Here is a 12,582-nt window from a genome sequence, read left to right on the forward strand (position 1 = left end):
CACTCTGCAATGTCTGGCGAAAGACGTCCTCATCCGACAACAGCAACGCTTTCAACTCGCCTCTGCTCAGTCTAACGTCTCGATTGGTCATGGCACTTCCCCTTCCACGGGAATCGGTGATCGCAACGTCACCACCGTGCCATGGCCGCTCGCCCCTCAGAGCAGGCGCCGTTCTCTCTCCAAAACTTTTTGCAGAACCTTCAGCACACTATCTCGCCAACCGAGCGGGGACACCCTAATTGGTGGTGACTTGCGTCACCGCCACGCCGGTTATCCTGCCGTTCCCGGCTGTGGAGGTGAGCGTCTGCGTGACCGTGGCGTCCTTCTGGTCGGGAGACGAAGCAGGATAAGAGGCGGCGAAGCCGAAATGGCCGTAACGATCGGGCTTGGCGGCGCCAAATTTCGCGGCCACGTCGCTCAGCGGCGCTCCGACGCCGGGCGTATCGAGTTCAATAGCTGTCAGGCTGGCAGGCGCGCCGGCGCATCCTTCCGGCACCTTGCCTTCCGGGTTCGGCTGCAGGGCGACGGACAGGACACCGTGGTCGGAGCCGCCCATCTCGCCGGATACGAACCAGAAGATCGACGGCGATCCGCCGGCGTCGGGGCCGGCATAGCAAAGCCAGTGGCGTGAATCTCCGGCGTCACCTTCATCGTGCATCGCTCCGCCGAAGGCTTTTTCGACATCGGCAAGCGTGGTTTCCTCAAGCTTTATCTCCAGCGGCCCAGCTTTGACCTGCTTGAATAGCGGGCTGGCCAGCGGCGAGTTGATATCGCCCAGGGATGGAATCGCCCGGTCCGGGTTGAGCGGCTTGGCCAGCGTCGTTGCATTGGTCACCAGTCCGGCAACGATGAGTGCGAAATATCCGGCGTTCTGTCCCATGCCGATCTCCTGTCGTTCGAAATGAAGGTGCGGAAGGATTTGCGGGCGGGTGCTACCCTGTCTGGCTGATGCCCAAACCGGTGCACGACCAACTGGACCGAAGATAAATTCACAAGTCCGCAGCCTTCAACGTCATTCCGGCGACTTGGCAACCAAAGTGTAATCGAGGCTCACAATTCCTTCTCGGCCAGCTCCCGAAATGCGTCGGGAACCGACCGCTGTAGCCCGAGCGCGACCGAGGCGTAGCCGACCGCCTCCCAGCCGAAGCGGTCGCGGATCTTGTCGACGGCGCGATCCGCGGTCCAGCGCGCCGCGCCCTTGCTGGTGCCGGGGCGGCGGCGGTAGTCGTCGAGCCCGAGCGGCAGTTCCAGTTGCAGGCCGGCATGCTGCTCCAGATGCGATACGGCGATCGCCAGCAGCGAGATTGTCTTTTCGTGCGGATGGTCGATGAGCACCTTGCGCACCAGCGCCTCGGCGATCTCGGCCAGCATGGCGGTTGCCGAAATCGGCTGATCGAGCGTGATCGAGCGCGTCACCGAGCGCAAATCGGCAAAGCGGACGCGAACCGTCACCGTGCGGCCGGGCCGGGATTTCGCCCGCAGCCTTGTGGCGACCCTGTCGGCCAGATGCAGCAAAGCGGGCACGAAGACCTGCTCCTCGGCGGGTTTCCGGCCGAGCGCCGATTGCGCGCCGGCCGAGCGCGCCCGGCGCTGCGTCTCGAGCTTGCGCGGATCGCGGTTCCACGCCAGCGCGTTGAGTTTCTCTCCCGCCGCCGGCCCGAGCAGGCGCTCAAGCGCCCCACCATTGGTCTTCGCCAGCTCGCCGATGGTGTTGACGCCGATGCCGGCCAGCCGCTGCCTGGTGACCGGGCCGACGCCCCACATCAACTCGACCGGCAGGTGGTGCAGGAACTCCAGCTCGTGGCGCGGATCGACCACCACCAGCCCGTCCGGTTTTGCGACCTGTGAGGCGATCTTGGCCAGATGCTTGGTGCGGGCTACGCCGACCGAGATCGGCAGGCCGAGCTCGGCCCGCACGCGGCGGCGGATCTTGCCGGCGATCTCGGCCGGCGAGCCGAACAAATGGGTGCAGCCGGCGACGTCGGCAAAGGCCTCGTCGATCGAAATCCGCTCGACCACCGGCGTGAAATCGCCGAGCACCTTGATTGCCGCATCGCCCAGCCGCTGATAGTCCTTGAAATGGCCGCCGACGAAGATGAGTTGCGGGCAGAGTTCCCGCGCCCGCCGTCCCGGCATACCGCCGCGCACGCCGAACGCCTTGGCTTCATAGGATGCGGCAAGCACTACCCCGCCGCCGACGGCAATCGGCTTGCCGCGCAAGGCCGGGTCGAGCAATTGTTCGACCGAGGCATAGAAGGCATCCAGATCCGCGTGGAGGATGTTGGCTTCCATCCGGCCCGTTCGCCCGCGGCGGTTCGAACGCCGCATTGTCTCGAGTTGTGATGAGAACATAAAGAGAACATTGTGGGTGAATTGTCAAGCAGCGCGGACGACAGGTGAAGGGGCAATCGCTTCAGGTTGGCGCCGCCCCTCATCGCCCTGCCGGGCACTTCTCCCCGTATAGTGACGGGGAGAAGGACGCTTTCGTCGATGGCTTCGCCAATCACTAACGTTGCAGGAAAGTGCCGAGTTTGCGGACAGCCCCTTCTCCCCGTCGCTATACGGGGAGAAGGTGCCGGCAGGCGGATGAGGGGCAGCGCCGACTTCGGCAATCAGCCGAGCGCTACAGCGCCATCTTGTAGCCGAGATGACTGGCGGTGAAGCCGAGGCGCTCGTAAAAAGCGTGCGCCTCCCGTCGACCTTTGTCCGTGGTGAGCTGGACGAAGCTGCAATTGCGCGAACGGCATGTTTCAATCGCCCATTCGATCATCAGCTTGCCGAGGCCGCGCGAGCGCCATTGCCGGGCGACGCGAACGCCTTCGATCTGGCCGCGCCAGGCGCCTTTTCTCGAAATGCCTGGAAGGAAGCTGAGCTGCAGCGTTCCGACCACTTGCCCGGCGTTGACGGCGACGGCCAGCAACTGGTTGGGATCGATATCGATTGCGCTGAAGGCATCGAGATAGGACGGCGCAAGCGGCGTGGACGGGTCTTCCCGGTCTGCGCCGAGCACATCGTCGGCAAGCATTGCAACGATCGCCGGCAGGTCGGGCGCCTGCGCGCGACGGAATTCGATCTCGCTCATCGCGTGGAGACATACGGCGCGGATTTGGGGACGACAAGCGTGAAGGGATGCAACTTTGCCGGTCTACTGGAAAGCAGCCGTTGAAAGACCTATGACAGGCGAGATCGGGAGGCTACGATATGGATGTTCCAGCCAGCATGAAGGCTGAATTGGCAGCCTGGAACAATGGGTCCGGCATCGATCTACAAAGCTGGGTCGGGTGCGAGGGCCGATTTGCGCTTGCTGTGGGATACAGCACCATTTTCTGGCCGAAATTCGTGACGTTCGAACGCTACGTTTTGATGGAAGGGTTTAGCGAGGAAGGCCTGCGAAGCTTTGAACGAGACCCCAACGCCACACGACAGTCCGTGGAAGCGGTTATGAACCACCTGCACATTGCCGACATTCACGCCTTGGGCGCCGCCGACATCTCTCGCGACAAACTCGTGTTTCTCGGCTCGGTTCTCAAGGAGATTTATGAGGCAAAACTGCAATGGCAGTTTGCGAACCGAAGGTTTGTCGTCGAGTTTTTCGCTTCAGACTCCAGAGACCTGGAGGATTATCAGCTGTCTTTCTGGCAAGCAGACTAGGGCAATGGGCGAGGCGAGCAACTTAGCGAGGGTCAACCCTTCAATGCGGATCGAAATCGAGGGTGTCTCCCTGGAGACGTTGAGGGCGCTGTCGCGCGCGGACCAGGATGCGTTGCTGGCCTTCGGCCGGCCGATCTCCTTCGCCATGGGCAGCGCCACCGTCCTGGCCGAATTCAATCGCAATGGCGGCACGCTTCTGGTCAATTTTGCCCATATCGACGGCGGTGGCGAAGGCGTCCTGCTCGTCTTGTGGAGGCTTGTCCGGGCCTATGCCATCGATCGGCAATTCAAGCTGATCCGTTGGAATGTCCATGCCGCCACCTGCGCCACACCGAATCCCCGGCTGCAGCGTTTCCTGCGCTCCCATCACTTCGCAGAGATCGACGATGCCAGCTACGGCCGCATTTTCGCTCGCAGCCAGCAGCTTTGATCGGCTGGCTGGCCGCTCCGCTCGGGCTTACGCCGCCTCGAGCGCCCAGAGGCGGTGGCCGTAGCGGCGGAAGAAGCGGGCGAAGAGGCGTTGCTGCCTGGCGCGGGTGAGGTCGGCGGCGCGCCTTTCCTGTCGCCAGCGCGGCATGTTGCGGAACATCGACAGGAAGCGGGCGGCATCCTCGAGTGCCTCCTCGGCTGACTGCGCCGGGCGGATCGCCGCCAGGACAGAGCGCGGCTCGGCTTCATCTGGTCGATCGCCGCCTTGCGCTGGCGATGACCCTGGCGTGCCTTGCGGATGCCGTCCTGGCGGATGGCCGCGAAAGCGGCAAGCATGGCCGGGCTGTCGCCGCTATAGCCGCAAGCATGGGCGAACTGGGCTGGGTCCATCGTCATTCCCTTGCTGCCGGCCGGCTGCGGTTCCGTTGCTCGCGCCGATTCCAGTCCGCACCACGTATAAGCATAACTCAAATAATCGAACAAGTGAAACTTTCACATTGATGTAAGCGGAACCGACTCGACTCCGCTCCAAAAACCGATAATGTTGCGAACAAAGCAGGAACAACGATGGGGATGATCATGGCATTGGCAGGCAAGGAAGCGACGATCGCCGATGTTGTCTCGATTGCCGTCGAATGCATCGACTGCGGCCGTAACAGGTGGTGGAAGCCGGCCGAGCTCAAGCGGCATGGGGTGATGCCGGAGACGCCGCTGGCCGCACTTTCGGGGCGCCTGATCTGCAAGGCCTGCCGGGCCGACGGCCTGCCGGGCGCCGCCGTCTCGATCCAGGCCGCCTTCATCGACGACCGGCAACGGACCCGCGCCGAGGCGCGCCTGCTCAACGGTCGAGAGCTGCAGCCGAGGCGGGCTTGAGGGGGCGGGACGGTGTTCTTCCTTCTCCCCTTGTGGGAGAAGGTGGCCGAGCGAAGCTCGGTCGGATGAGGGGTGTTGGACGGATCGCTACCNCCTTGTGGGAGAAGGTGGCCGAGCGAAGCTCGGTCGGATGAGGGGTGTTGGACGGATCGCTACCTTGATGGCGTAAGTGCTTAAAAATCGCTTCTACATTTCCTCCGCCGCGTTCCTTCCAGCACCCCTCATCCGGCTCGGCGCTGTGCGCCGATCCACCTTCTCCCACAAGGGGAGAAGGCAACAAGCCCTCAATACCCCAGCAATTCCTTGAGCGGGATGACGCGGAAGACGTTCTTGATGGCGTAGCGGTTGAAGGACAGCGTCTTGGGCGGGTTGTACTGCTCGACGATCAGCTCGGCGGCGGTGCGCTTGACCAGCTTCTTGATGAAGGCCTTGCCGTTTTGCTCGTTCTCCTCGGGCAGGGTCTCGATCACCACATGGTCGCCGGGCAACGCTTCGCGGCCGCCGCAATAGATCATCTCGCCGGGCTCGTAGCGCGGCACCATCGAATCGCTCAGCACGTGCAGCGCAAACACGTTGCGCAGATGCCGGATCCCCGGCGGCCGCTGGACATAGCCGGCCGGCTGGCCGTTGAAGGTGAAGTCGCCATCGTCGCCGCCGACGGCGGTGCCGAGAAGCTGGATGTCCATCGGCCCGGCGGGCAGGGGGCCGGAATCGGTGACGATCTCGGCATCGGCAACCGGCCCGGCATCTTCGAGGAAGACGACCTCGCCCTTGCCGAGCGCCACCGGGTCGACGCGCAGGAACGCGGCGGTCTTCAAAAGGTTCTCGGTCTTGGGCAGGTTGCGCCCGGTTTCCCAATTGCCGACGGCAGCGACATCGGTGTCGTTGTGCTCGGCAATGTGGCGCATCACCAGGCCGCGCTGCTTGCGCGCCCGGCGGATCGCCGCCCCGACCTTGATCGACAGTGCAGTTTTCACCATGGCTCCATCTGAGGCACAAGATTCGGTTTCGTCTATGCAAGAATCGCTTGCATTATGGTTTGAGTTATGCTCTTATGTGGTCATGCACAAGTCGCTCCGCCAGCTTTCGGTCCTCGAATCCGCCCTTCAGCGCCAAGGCGGCGGCCGAGGTAGTCATGTGCCAACCCTTTCCCCTTCGTCGCGGCTGTCCTCCTCCCCGGCCGGGACGATGCCCGAGGCTCGCGCCTCGGATCCGGCAGCGCAAGCGGCCGGAACGGCCGGAGCCGTTCCCCTCACGGCTCCGGCCACGAATTACCTGCCGGCCGGCAATGCGGAAGCCGCGGTTTCCTGCATCCGCACCGAAGACGGCACGGTCATCGCCTTCGACGAGCGGACGGACAAGGCAGTGTCCGGCGCAACAAGGCAGGCGGCCGAGATGAAGCTCGATCGCAGCAGACCACGCGAAGGCTGACCGGCTTTCGAGCCTGAGGCCGGCGAAGCCGGCGCCGCACACAACCATTTTTGCAGGAAATGAAACATCATGGGCGCCCGCTATTCCGCCTCGGAACTGGAACAAATAGAGAACTGGCTGATGAGCGGGCTGTCGGCCGCGAAGATCGCCACCCGGTTGACCGCGCTGCGCGGCCGCCCGGCCTCGCGCGCGGCCATCATCGGCATCGTCCACCGCACCGCCCGTCTGCGCGCCATCGGCCTTGCCAGATCCAAAGGCTGGTGTGGCGGACGCTCTGGCGGCCGGCTCGGAAATTCGGCGCCTGAGCCATCAAGCACTGCTGATCAAGCGGAGTCGGCTCCGAAGGCCGAGCCACGCTGCCGCCCGGCAAGGCTGTCGGCCAGGCTGGCGCCGCCGGCCTGGCAGCCGGGTCCGACTCGGATCACCGGGTCAGATGGCGCGCCGCTCGAAATGCCGGCGCCGCGCCCGATCGCCGCCGGCGGTCGCCAGCCGCATTTCGTTGCCATGCGCTTCATCGATTGCCTGTTCGAGCGCTGCCGCGCGCCGCTCGACACGACGCCGCAGGAGGATGCGGAAAACGACGCCCCCGGCAGCCGCCCCGGTTTGGACATGCTGTGCTGCGGGCTGCGCACAAAGCCTTCGAAAGCTACTGCGCCTATCACGCTGCGCGCTTCCTGCGCACGCTGCCGGCCGAAGCGATTTGAGCCCGCTGCAATGAGGCTGGAAGTTCGCCAGAGCCCGACGACCAAAACCTAGGAGGACCGAGCCGATGAGCACCAAAACCGCCCAAAAGGCCACAGCCAGGCCACCGCGATTGCCGAAAGGCGAGGCCGAGCAGGTGCGCATCCGCAAGGAGATCGGCCATGATTTCGCACTGAAGGACGACCGGTTCGGCCGCAAGCGGCTGGCGAAGGGGACGCAGGAGGGAGCGCGCCTCTATGAGGTCTCCAATGACGGCCACACAGCGACCGGCGGCATCGTGCGGGTGCGCAACGTCGACCCGCTGAGCGGCCTCACCTCGCTGTCGCGCCAGCAGCGCGAGGCGGGTACGCGCTACCGCCAGGATTTCCGCAACTCGTCCGAGGCAACCGCCAAGCCGATGGCTTGGGCCGAGCGCGTCGACGGCGGCCGTACCGGCAGCGGCGTCGCCGAACACATCCTGTCCGCCGGCCGCGACCATGCCGAGGCAACCAGGGCGCTTGTCCATTGGGAGATCGCCGGCATCGTGCAAAAGGTCTGCTGTGCCGACGCAACGATCAAGAGCCTGGCCGAACAGGCCGGCGAGCCGCGCGACGTGGTGGTGAAACTACTCAAGATCGGGCTCGACATATTGGCCGTGCATTACGGCATGATGCTGATGCGCAAGCCGAGGTGAGAAGCCCCGCCGATCCGGCCGGCAATACCGGCCGGATCGATCCCTCAACGACGGCAGACACGGATTCTTTCGATAATCCGGTGGTGATGACGCCAGTGCTTGATGACTTCGGTGTGGCAGCGCCGGTGGTGGTACCGGTAGCGCGGCCTGTAGTCCTCGTCGTAGACATCATAGCGGTAACGGGGGACGTACTCATCGTCGTAATCGGAATACCGATGGTGGCGATAATAATAGTCGTCGTCATAGCCGTTGCCGATGCCGATCGTGACGCTGCCGCCGGCATTCGCCGGGCCGATCACGGAAGCCGCCGAGGCGATGGCGATCACCGAGGCAAGCAGGAGCTTCTTCATAGCTACCTCCTTCTTTAACGTCCCTCTAATAGAAAAACCCCCGAGGGGCAGCCTCGTTCCATAGATTGGCAAGATGTAAGGAACGGACGGGCCCGAAGTTTAGCGCCTGCTGGCGCGAAAACGCCGCTGGCTGCGCCGGGGTCGGATCGTCGACGCAGCGTGGCCGCTCCTCTCATCAAACAGCGGCAATCGCGCGTCAGTCCCGTCTTTTGCCGACGTCTGCCTACAGAACATGGCCCAATTCCAGCAAAACGAACGCGGTCGCACCCAGCACAGCGAGGGCGTAGGCCGCATAAAGAACAAGCAGCATTACCTCAAAGTCCCGGACGAAGCTTGTGGCAATCCTGGTCTCCTTAGGCTCCGCTTTCTCGATGCGGTCGGTTTCCAGTTGCTCCGTTGCCACAACGAGGCAGACAATCCTGTCGTTGTCGGCCGCCTGTAATATCCGTTCCGTCAAATCGACTGCAATCACTGGATCATCGGCCAACTGATCTCGCGATAGCCGGCTTTCAGTGACGGTCTGGATTTCACGCTTTCTCACGCACGCATAATTGCGTCGACTAAATTAGGTTCCACTAAAATAGATAGATTGCCTCGACCCGATCACGACGTGATGAGGCGTGAGCCCAGCTGGGCGGTGAACTCCGCCTGAGGCCGCCATTTGCCGACCGTCGAGGCGAATCTCGATCGGCGCATCCTCCGATCAAACGGCGCGGGCTTCTTTATAGGCTGCTACGGTGCGCCATTGCTGGTAGGTCGCAATGCCAAAGCAGCCAAACTCTCATATCGCGAACGCAGCGCCGACGTCTTCGGTGCCGACCGGTTATGACGAAGATCGCATGCTTACTTATATCCGGCTGCTCGACGCATCGGCTGAAGGGACCGATTGGCGTGAGGTCGCCCGCATCGTTCTGCACATTGATCCGGAGCGGGAGCCGGAGAGGGCTTTCCGGGCGTGGGCGACACATCTGGCGCGTGCACGATGGATGACCAGGAAGCGGAACGAGTTGCGCCAATTGCATGATGAGTGGTGGGGATGAGCACCATCTAAGCGGAACTGCCGTCTCGGTCTGGCCGTTTGAGGGAGGAGGCCAACATGGAAAAGCGCCCAATGACTTCTTGGCGAGCCAATACTTTCGAGCTGTGCTGCCTTCTTGCAGTTCCGCTGTCGCTTATTCTTACGGTTTTCCTGGCGGGTCTCATCCTTAGCTGACCCCCGCGTCGGATCCGACAAGATCCGGAACCGTTACTTTACAGCCGCCGCCATCACATCCGAAAACAGCGCCCGCTCCACTGCCGGTTCCAGCGTTTCGGCGAAGGGCGTCGCCAGGTGGTGGCGGTCGCGGAAGGCTAGTTTGCCGTCGATGAAGACATGGCAGGTGGTCTGGTCGCAAAAGCGGTCGGTCATGTCGATGTAAGCAGCGTTCGGTGTCGAGCGCACGATATCGCGCTCGATGGTGGCGATGTCGTCGTTTGCCGCCATGATCCTCGGCGTGTCGCATGTCGCGGGCGTCTGGCCCCGCCACAGCGCCCGCGCCACGCATTTGTCGGCGTAGCTTGCATTGTAGGGAACGTCCCTGATGACCGCGACCTTGATGCCGGCCTGGCTGAAGGCTTGAAGCGTCCAGGTGAGGCCCGTCCGCCACTGCGCTTGCCAATCGGCGTGCTTCAACTCCTCGGGCGATTCTTTCATCACATTGCCGATCGAGAACTCCGAGATCACCACCAGTTGCGGGTGGAGCGCGATGATGTCCTTGACCGACTGCTCGCGCCATTGATCGCATTCGGTGTAGTCGCGCTTCAGCCGCCAGTTCCAGGTCGTCACCCGCGAAGCCCGGCAGGAGGATTTGAGAAAGGTGACGACGCGAAAATTGTTCTTCTCGGCCGCCTCGATCAGCGGCGTCGACCAATGGTCGGCATGCGAGTCGCCGAACAGCACGACCGAGCGCTGGGCATCCTTGCGGCCGAACATGCAGGGCTTCGGCTTGACGGTCTCGAAATCGAGCACGCAGCCGCCATTGCTCGCGCGCACGGTGGAGAGCTGCGCGGCGCTGTCGGCGATGACGTGCTGTTCGGGGCTGAGATTGTGCTCGGCAAAGCGCGCATTGCCATAGGCCGCGACCACGCCGGCGCCGGTCAGCGCGACGGCGGGCACCAGCGCCCGCGCTGCTCCGGCCATCAGCCAGCCGTTGCGGCGGATCGGGTTCTCGATGAAATGATAGGTGAACATCGATAGAAGCAGCGTCAGCGCCGCGCAGGCAAGGCGGTCCAGGATGGACAGGCTGGGAACCACCATCGCCGCATAGACGATGACCGGCCAGTGCCAGAGATAGAGCGAATAGGACAGCCGGCCCAACCATTGCATGGGCGGCAGCGCCAGCACGGCGCTCGGCAGATTGCGGCCGCCGCTGCCGCTGAGCAGCAGCAGCACGGTGCCGACAACAGGCGCCAGCGCATTCACCCCGGGAAACGGCGAGTCTTCGTCCAGCATCAAATAGGCCCAGGCGATCAGCGCCAGACCGAGGCATGCCTGGAGCGTGGCCAGCAGCGGCCGGTCGCGCCAGATTTTTGCCGGCGCCATGGTCGCGAGGCCGCCGGCGGCGAATTCCCAGGCCCTGAGCGGCGAGAAATAGAAGGCCCAGGGCTGCGACACTTCCGTCAGCCAGGCGCAGGCGGCGAAGGAGGCCGCGCCGGCGACGCCGATGACGATTATAGCGGCGCGCTTGCCGGGACGCAGCCAAGCGGCGGCAAGAAGCAGCGCCGGCCATGCCAAATAGAACTGTTCCTCGACCGAGAGCGACCAGAAGTGGATGAACGGGTTGTTGGTGGCGTCGGCGGCGAAATAGTCGAACGACCAGCGGATCAGCCAAAGGTTGATCATGTAGGCGGAGGCGAACATGGCGCCTTTCGAATAAAGCGCCTGTTCCTCCGGCGACAGGATGAAGTAACCCGTGAACAGCGTGGCGAGGATGACGAACAGTGCCGCCGGCAACAGGCGCCGGGCGCGCCGGGCGTAGAAGCGCCAGAGGTTCAGCCGCCCGGTCTCGGTGATTTCCGTAACCAGGTGACGGGTGATCAGATAGCCGGAGATGACGAAGAAGATGTCGACGCCGGCAAAGCCGCCGGGCAGGCCGGACAGACCAAAATGGAAGGCGATGACACCCGCCACCGCCAGCGCGCGCAGCCCTTCGATGTCAGGCCGAAATGATGCCGACACAATCACCTCATGCAAGGAATGCCCACCTCGCAGAGGCTCGACCCGATGCGACGATATTGCAATGCAACAAATCTAACGCAGTGCAACATAGGGGGAGGGCGCGGCTCCTCCAGTTCCTCGCGTGGGCGATTCACTCACATGAGCGATTCGAGAGCGACTGATATGGAAGCGAAGCGAAGGGTGCCGATGCGATCACGCCTTTTTCAAAAACTCGGTCTTCAGCACCAGGCCCTTCACCTGCCTGGTGCTGCATTCGATCTCGCCGGGATTGCCGGTGAGGCGAATATTCTTCACCAGCGTGCCGCGCTTGATCGTCTCCGACGTGCCTTTGACCTTGAGATCCTTGATCAGGGTCACGGAGTCGCCCTCGTGCAGCGCCGTGCCATTGCTGTCTCTTATGATCGCGTCGGTCATGGCAGGTCTTTCGTGGGACTCCGGTGCGGAGGTGGTTGGCTCATTACCCGGCCTATCCCACGGTTGGCGGCGAGGTCAAGCGTGCCGGGGGCAGCGTGCCGGTAACCAAGCGTGCCGGCCGCTAATGCTAGGCGGACGGCCGACCGGAAAACCCGGATTGTGAGCAGACTGGGACCCCTGGGCGGTAGTGGCATTGCCGCTTCGCGACATGCGCTCAGGCCAAGCCATGCCAATGGCGCCACGGCAATCGAAGTCGTGGCCTTTTACGCGGATATTCCGGCACGAGTTCAAATAGATGAGCGCCCGCCCGTGCGGACAGGAAGGTCGCAGTGACAGACCTGCCCGCCCTTTCGCTTGGTGCGTTATTTCAATTGGCAACGATCACTTGTTGGCGCCACCGAGCTGGTTGGCCATCTTGCAGAAGTCGGCATGCATCGTGGCAATGCCTGCGTCGCTGCATTCCTTCAACATCATGGCCCGGTCGCTCGTGGACATGGCCATCCATGCCGCCTTGAATTCGGCTTCCGACTTCATGGTCTTCATGCCGGCGTCGGTGAAGAAGGGGTTCATTTTCTGCGGATCGTCGAGCGCCGAAGTGCCAGTGGCACCGGCGGCAAGCGCTGCGCCGGTCATCATCGAAAGCGCCATCGCGCCCATGCAAAGCGTCTTGATGTTCATGATCATTCCTCCTGAGCTGCTGCTTTGAGGTTGTCCATCAGCGATCTACGAAGGAACGGTGTTTTGACCCAAAAGTTCCACGTTCTGGCGCAGACATGGAACAGGATTGCCCGTGACGTCATTAATGCAAAAAATTCTACCATGACTGAATTTGCCGCGCTGCC

17 protein-coding genes are annotated in these 12,582 nt (G+C 63.0%); 7 read left to right on the top strand and 10 right to left on the bottom strand.

What is annotated here, in order from left to right; translation table 11 throughout:
* Positions 1-235 precede the first annotated feature (235 nt).
* The 3 genes from X773_RS73595 to X773_RS48790 all read right to left on the bottom strand — a co-directional run bounded on the left by X773_RS73595 (position 236) and on the right by X773_RS48790 (position 3,082).
* Positions 236-880: a hypothetical protein gene (locus X773_RS73595; protein ID WP_023675646.1), complete on the bottom strand. Its 645-nt coding sequence runs from the start codon at positions 878-880 to the stop codon at positions 236-238.
* 170 nt (positions 881-1,050) lie between these two features.
* On the bottom strand, positions 1,051-2,292 hold the full coding sequence (gene dinB / locus X773_RS48785) for a DNA polymerase IV (protein ID WP_023675647.1): 1,242 nt from the start codon (positions 2,290-2,292) through the stop codon (positions 1,051-1,053).
* A gap of 331 nt (positions 2,293-2,623) precedes the next feature.
* Positions 2,624-3,082 carry a GNAT family N-acetyltransferase gene (locus X773_RS48790; RefSeq protein ID WP_023675648.1) on the bottom strand — a complete coding sequence of 153 codons (459 nt, stop codon included), beginning with the start codon at positions 3,080-3,082 and terminating at the stop codon, positions 2,624-2,626.
* Positions 3,083-3,201: 119 nt separating this feature from the next.
* Here X773_RS48790 and X773_RS48795 point away from each other — a divergent pair, with 119 nt between their 5' ends.
* On the top strand, positions 3,202-3,651 hold the full coding sequence (locus X773_RS48795) for a hypothetical protein (protein ID WP_023675649.1): 450 nt from the start codon (positions 3,202-3,204) through the stop codon (positions 3,649-3,651).
* A 43-nt stretch (positions 3,652-3,694) separates the two neighbouring features.
* Positions 3,695-4,081, top strand: a complete 387-nt coding sequence (locus X773_RS0137480; RefSeq protein WP_051406100.1) for a hypothetical protein — start codon at positions 3,695-3,697, stop codon at positions 4,079-4,081.
* A gap of 27 nt (positions 4,082-4,108) precedes the next feature.
* Here X773_RS0137480 and X773_RS78970 read toward each other — a convergent pair whose 3' ends face one another.
* Positions 4,109-4,240 (bottom strand): hypothetical protein, encoded by a 132-nt coding sequence (locus tag X773_RS78970; protein WP_280952088.1) that lies wholly within the window; start codon positions 4,238-4,240, stop codon positions 4,109-4,111.
* Positions 4,241-4,647: 407 nt separating this feature from the next.
* On the opposite strand from X773_RS78970, the gene X773_RS48805 reads away from it, so the two are divergent.
* On the top strand, positions 4,648-4,953 hold the full coding sequence (locus X773_RS48805) for a hypothetical protein (protein WP_245274648.1): 306 nt from the start codon (positions 4,648-4,650) through the stop codon (positions 4,951-4,953).
* A 284-nt stretch (positions 4,954-5,237) separates the two neighbouring features.
* On the opposite strand, the gene X773_RS48810 is transcribed toward X773_RS48805, so the two are convergent.
* On the bottom strand, positions 5,238-5,933 hold the full coding sequence (locus tag X773_RS48810) for a helix-turn-helix transcriptional regulator (RefSeq protein ID WP_023675652.1): 696 nt from the start codon (positions 5,931-5,933) through the stop codon (positions 5,238-5,240).
* Between the two features lie 208 nt (positions 5,934-6,141).
* Between X773_RS48810 and X773_RS48815 the strand changes: the two genes are divergently transcribed.
* The 3 genes from X773_RS48815 (at position 6,142) to X773_RS48825 (ending at position 7,759) form a co-directional block, all read left to right on the top strand.
* A complete protein-coding gene (locus X773_RS48815; protein WP_245274649.1) occupies positions 6,142-6,384 on the top strand; it encodes a hypothetical protein in 243 nt (80 codons plus the stop codon).
* 69 nt (positions 6,385-6,453) lie between these two features.
* Complete coding sequence (locus X773_RS48820) at positions 6,454-7,140, top strand: high mobility group family protein (RefSeq protein WP_023675654.1); 687 nt, start codon at positions 6,454-6,456, stop codon at positions 7,138-7,140.
* 13 nt (positions 7,141-7,153) lie between these two features.
* Positions 7,154-7,759: a DUF6456 domain-containing protein gene (locus X773_RS48825; protein ID WP_023675655.1), complete on the top strand. Its 606-nt coding sequence runs from the start codon at positions 7,154-7,156 to the stop codon at positions 7,757-7,759.
* 44 nt (positions 7,760-7,803) lie between these two features.
* Here X773_RS48825 and X773_RS48830 read toward each other — a convergent pair whose 3' ends face one another.
* Positions 7,804-8,109, bottom strand: a complete 306-nt coding sequence (locus tag X773_RS48830) for a hypothetical protein (RefSeq protein WP_023675656.1) — start codon at positions 8,107-8,109, stop codon at positions 7,804-7,806.
* 223 nt (positions 8,110-8,332) lie between these two features.
* Entirely contained in the window at positions 8,333-8,596 is a 264-nt protein-coding gene (locus tag X773_RS48835) for a hypothetical protein (RefSeq protein ID WP_245274650.1), read from the bottom strand.
* A 274-nt stretch (positions 8,597-8,870) separates the two neighbouring features.
* Between X773_RS48835 and X773_RS48840 the strand changes: the two genes are divergently transcribed.
* Entirely contained in the window at positions 8,871-9,149 is a 279-nt protein-coding gene (locus tag X773_RS48840; RefSeq protein ID WP_023675658.1) for a hypothetical protein, read from the top strand.
* Between the two features lie 206 nt (positions 9,150-9,355).
* Here the strand turns inward: X773_RS48840 and X773_RS48845 are convergent, their stop codons facing one another.
* The 3 genes from X773_RS48845 to X773_RS48855 form a co-directional block, all read right to left on the bottom strand.
* Positions 9,356-11,326 (bottom strand): acyltransferase family protein, encoded by a 1,971-nt coding sequence (locus tag X773_RS48845; RefSeq protein ID WP_023675659.1) that lies wholly within the window; start codon positions 11,324-11,326, stop codon positions 9,356-9,358.
* Positions 11,327-11,518: 192 nt separating this feature from the next.
* Entirely contained in the window at positions 11,519-11,740 is a 222-nt protein-coding gene (locus tag X773_RS48850; protein ID WP_023675660.1) for an alkylphosphonate utilization protein, read from the bottom strand.
* A gap of 381 nt (positions 11,741-12,121) precedes the next feature.
* Positions 12,122-12,418: a hypothetical protein gene (locus X773_RS48855; RefSeq protein WP_023675661.1), complete on the bottom strand. Its 297-nt coding sequence runs from the start codon at positions 12,416-12,418 to the stop codon at positions 12,122-12,124.
* Between the last annotated feature and the right edge of the window lie 164 nt (positions 12,419-12,582).

This window comes from Mesorhizobium sp. LSJC280B00 (genome assembly GCF_000502835.1).
In the GTDB taxonomy this organism is placed as follows: domain Bacteria; phylum Pseudomonadota; class Alphaproteobacteria; order Rhizobiales; family Rhizobiaceae; genus Mesorhizobium.

Excerpts from the sequence above, each read along its gene's own strand:
- X773_RS48855 (WP_023675661.1), bottom strand. The coding sequence starts at position 12,418 with ATGAACATCAAGACGCTTTGCATGGGCGCGATGGCGCTTTCGATGATG.
- X773_RS78970 (WP_280952088.1), bottom strand. The coding sequence starts at position 4,240 with ATGTTCCGCAACATGCCGCGCTGGCGACAGGAAAGGCGCGCCGCCGAC.
- X773_RS48810 (WP_023675652.1), bottom strand. The coding sequence starts at position 5,933 with ATGGTGAAAACTGCACTGTCGATCAAGGTCGGGGCGGCGATCCGCCGG.
- dinB (WP_023675647.1), bottom strand. The coding sequence starts at position 2,292 with ATGGAAGCCAACATCCTCCACGCGGATCTGGATGCCTTCTATGCCTCG.
- X773_RS48795 (WP_023675649.1), top strand. The coding sequence starts at position 3,202 with ATGGATGTTCCAGCCAGCATGAAGGCTGAATTGGCAGCCTGGAACAAT.
- X773_RS48805 (WP_245274648.1), top strand. The coding sequence starts at position 4,648 with ATGGGGATGATCATGGCATTGGCAGGCAAGGAAGCGACGATCGCCGAT.
- X773_RS48840 (WP_023675658.1), top strand. The coding sequence starts at position 8,871 with ATGCCAAAGCAGCCAAACTCTCATATCGCGAACGCAGCGCCGACGTCT.
- X773_RS48850 (WP_023675660.1), bottom strand. The coding sequence starts at position 11,740 with ATGACCGACGCGATCATAAGAGACAGCAATGGCACGGCGCTGCACGAG.
- X773_RS48825 (WP_023675655.1), top strand. The coding sequence starts at position 7,154 with ATGAGCACCAAAACCGCCCAAAAGGCCACAGCCAGGCCACCGCGATTG.
- X773_RS48790 (WP_023675648.1), bottom strand. The coding sequence starts at position 3,082 with ATGAGCGAGATCGAATTCCGTCGCGCGCAGGCGCCCGACCTGCCGGCG.
- X773_RS48830 (WP_023675656.1), bottom strand. The coding sequence starts at position 8,109 with ATGAAGAAGCTCCTGCTTGCCTCGGTGATCGCCATCGCCTCGGCGGCT.
- X773_RS73595 (WP_023675646.1), bottom strand. The coding sequence starts at position 880 with ATGGGACAGAACGCCGGATATTTCGCACTCATCGTTGCCGGACTGGTG.
- X773_RS48820 (WP_023675654.1), top strand. The coding sequence starts at position 6,454 with ATGGGCGCCCGCTATTCCGCCTCGGAACTGGAACAAATAGAGAACTGG.
- X773_RS0137480 (WP_051406100.1), top strand. The coding sequence starts at position 3,695 with ATGCGGATCGAAATCGAGGGTGTCTCCCTGGAGACGTTGAGGGCGCTG.
- X773_RS48815 (WP_245274649.1), top strand. The coding sequence starts at position 6,142 with ATGCCCGAGGCTCGCGCCTCGGATCCGGCAGCGCAAGCGGCCGGAACG.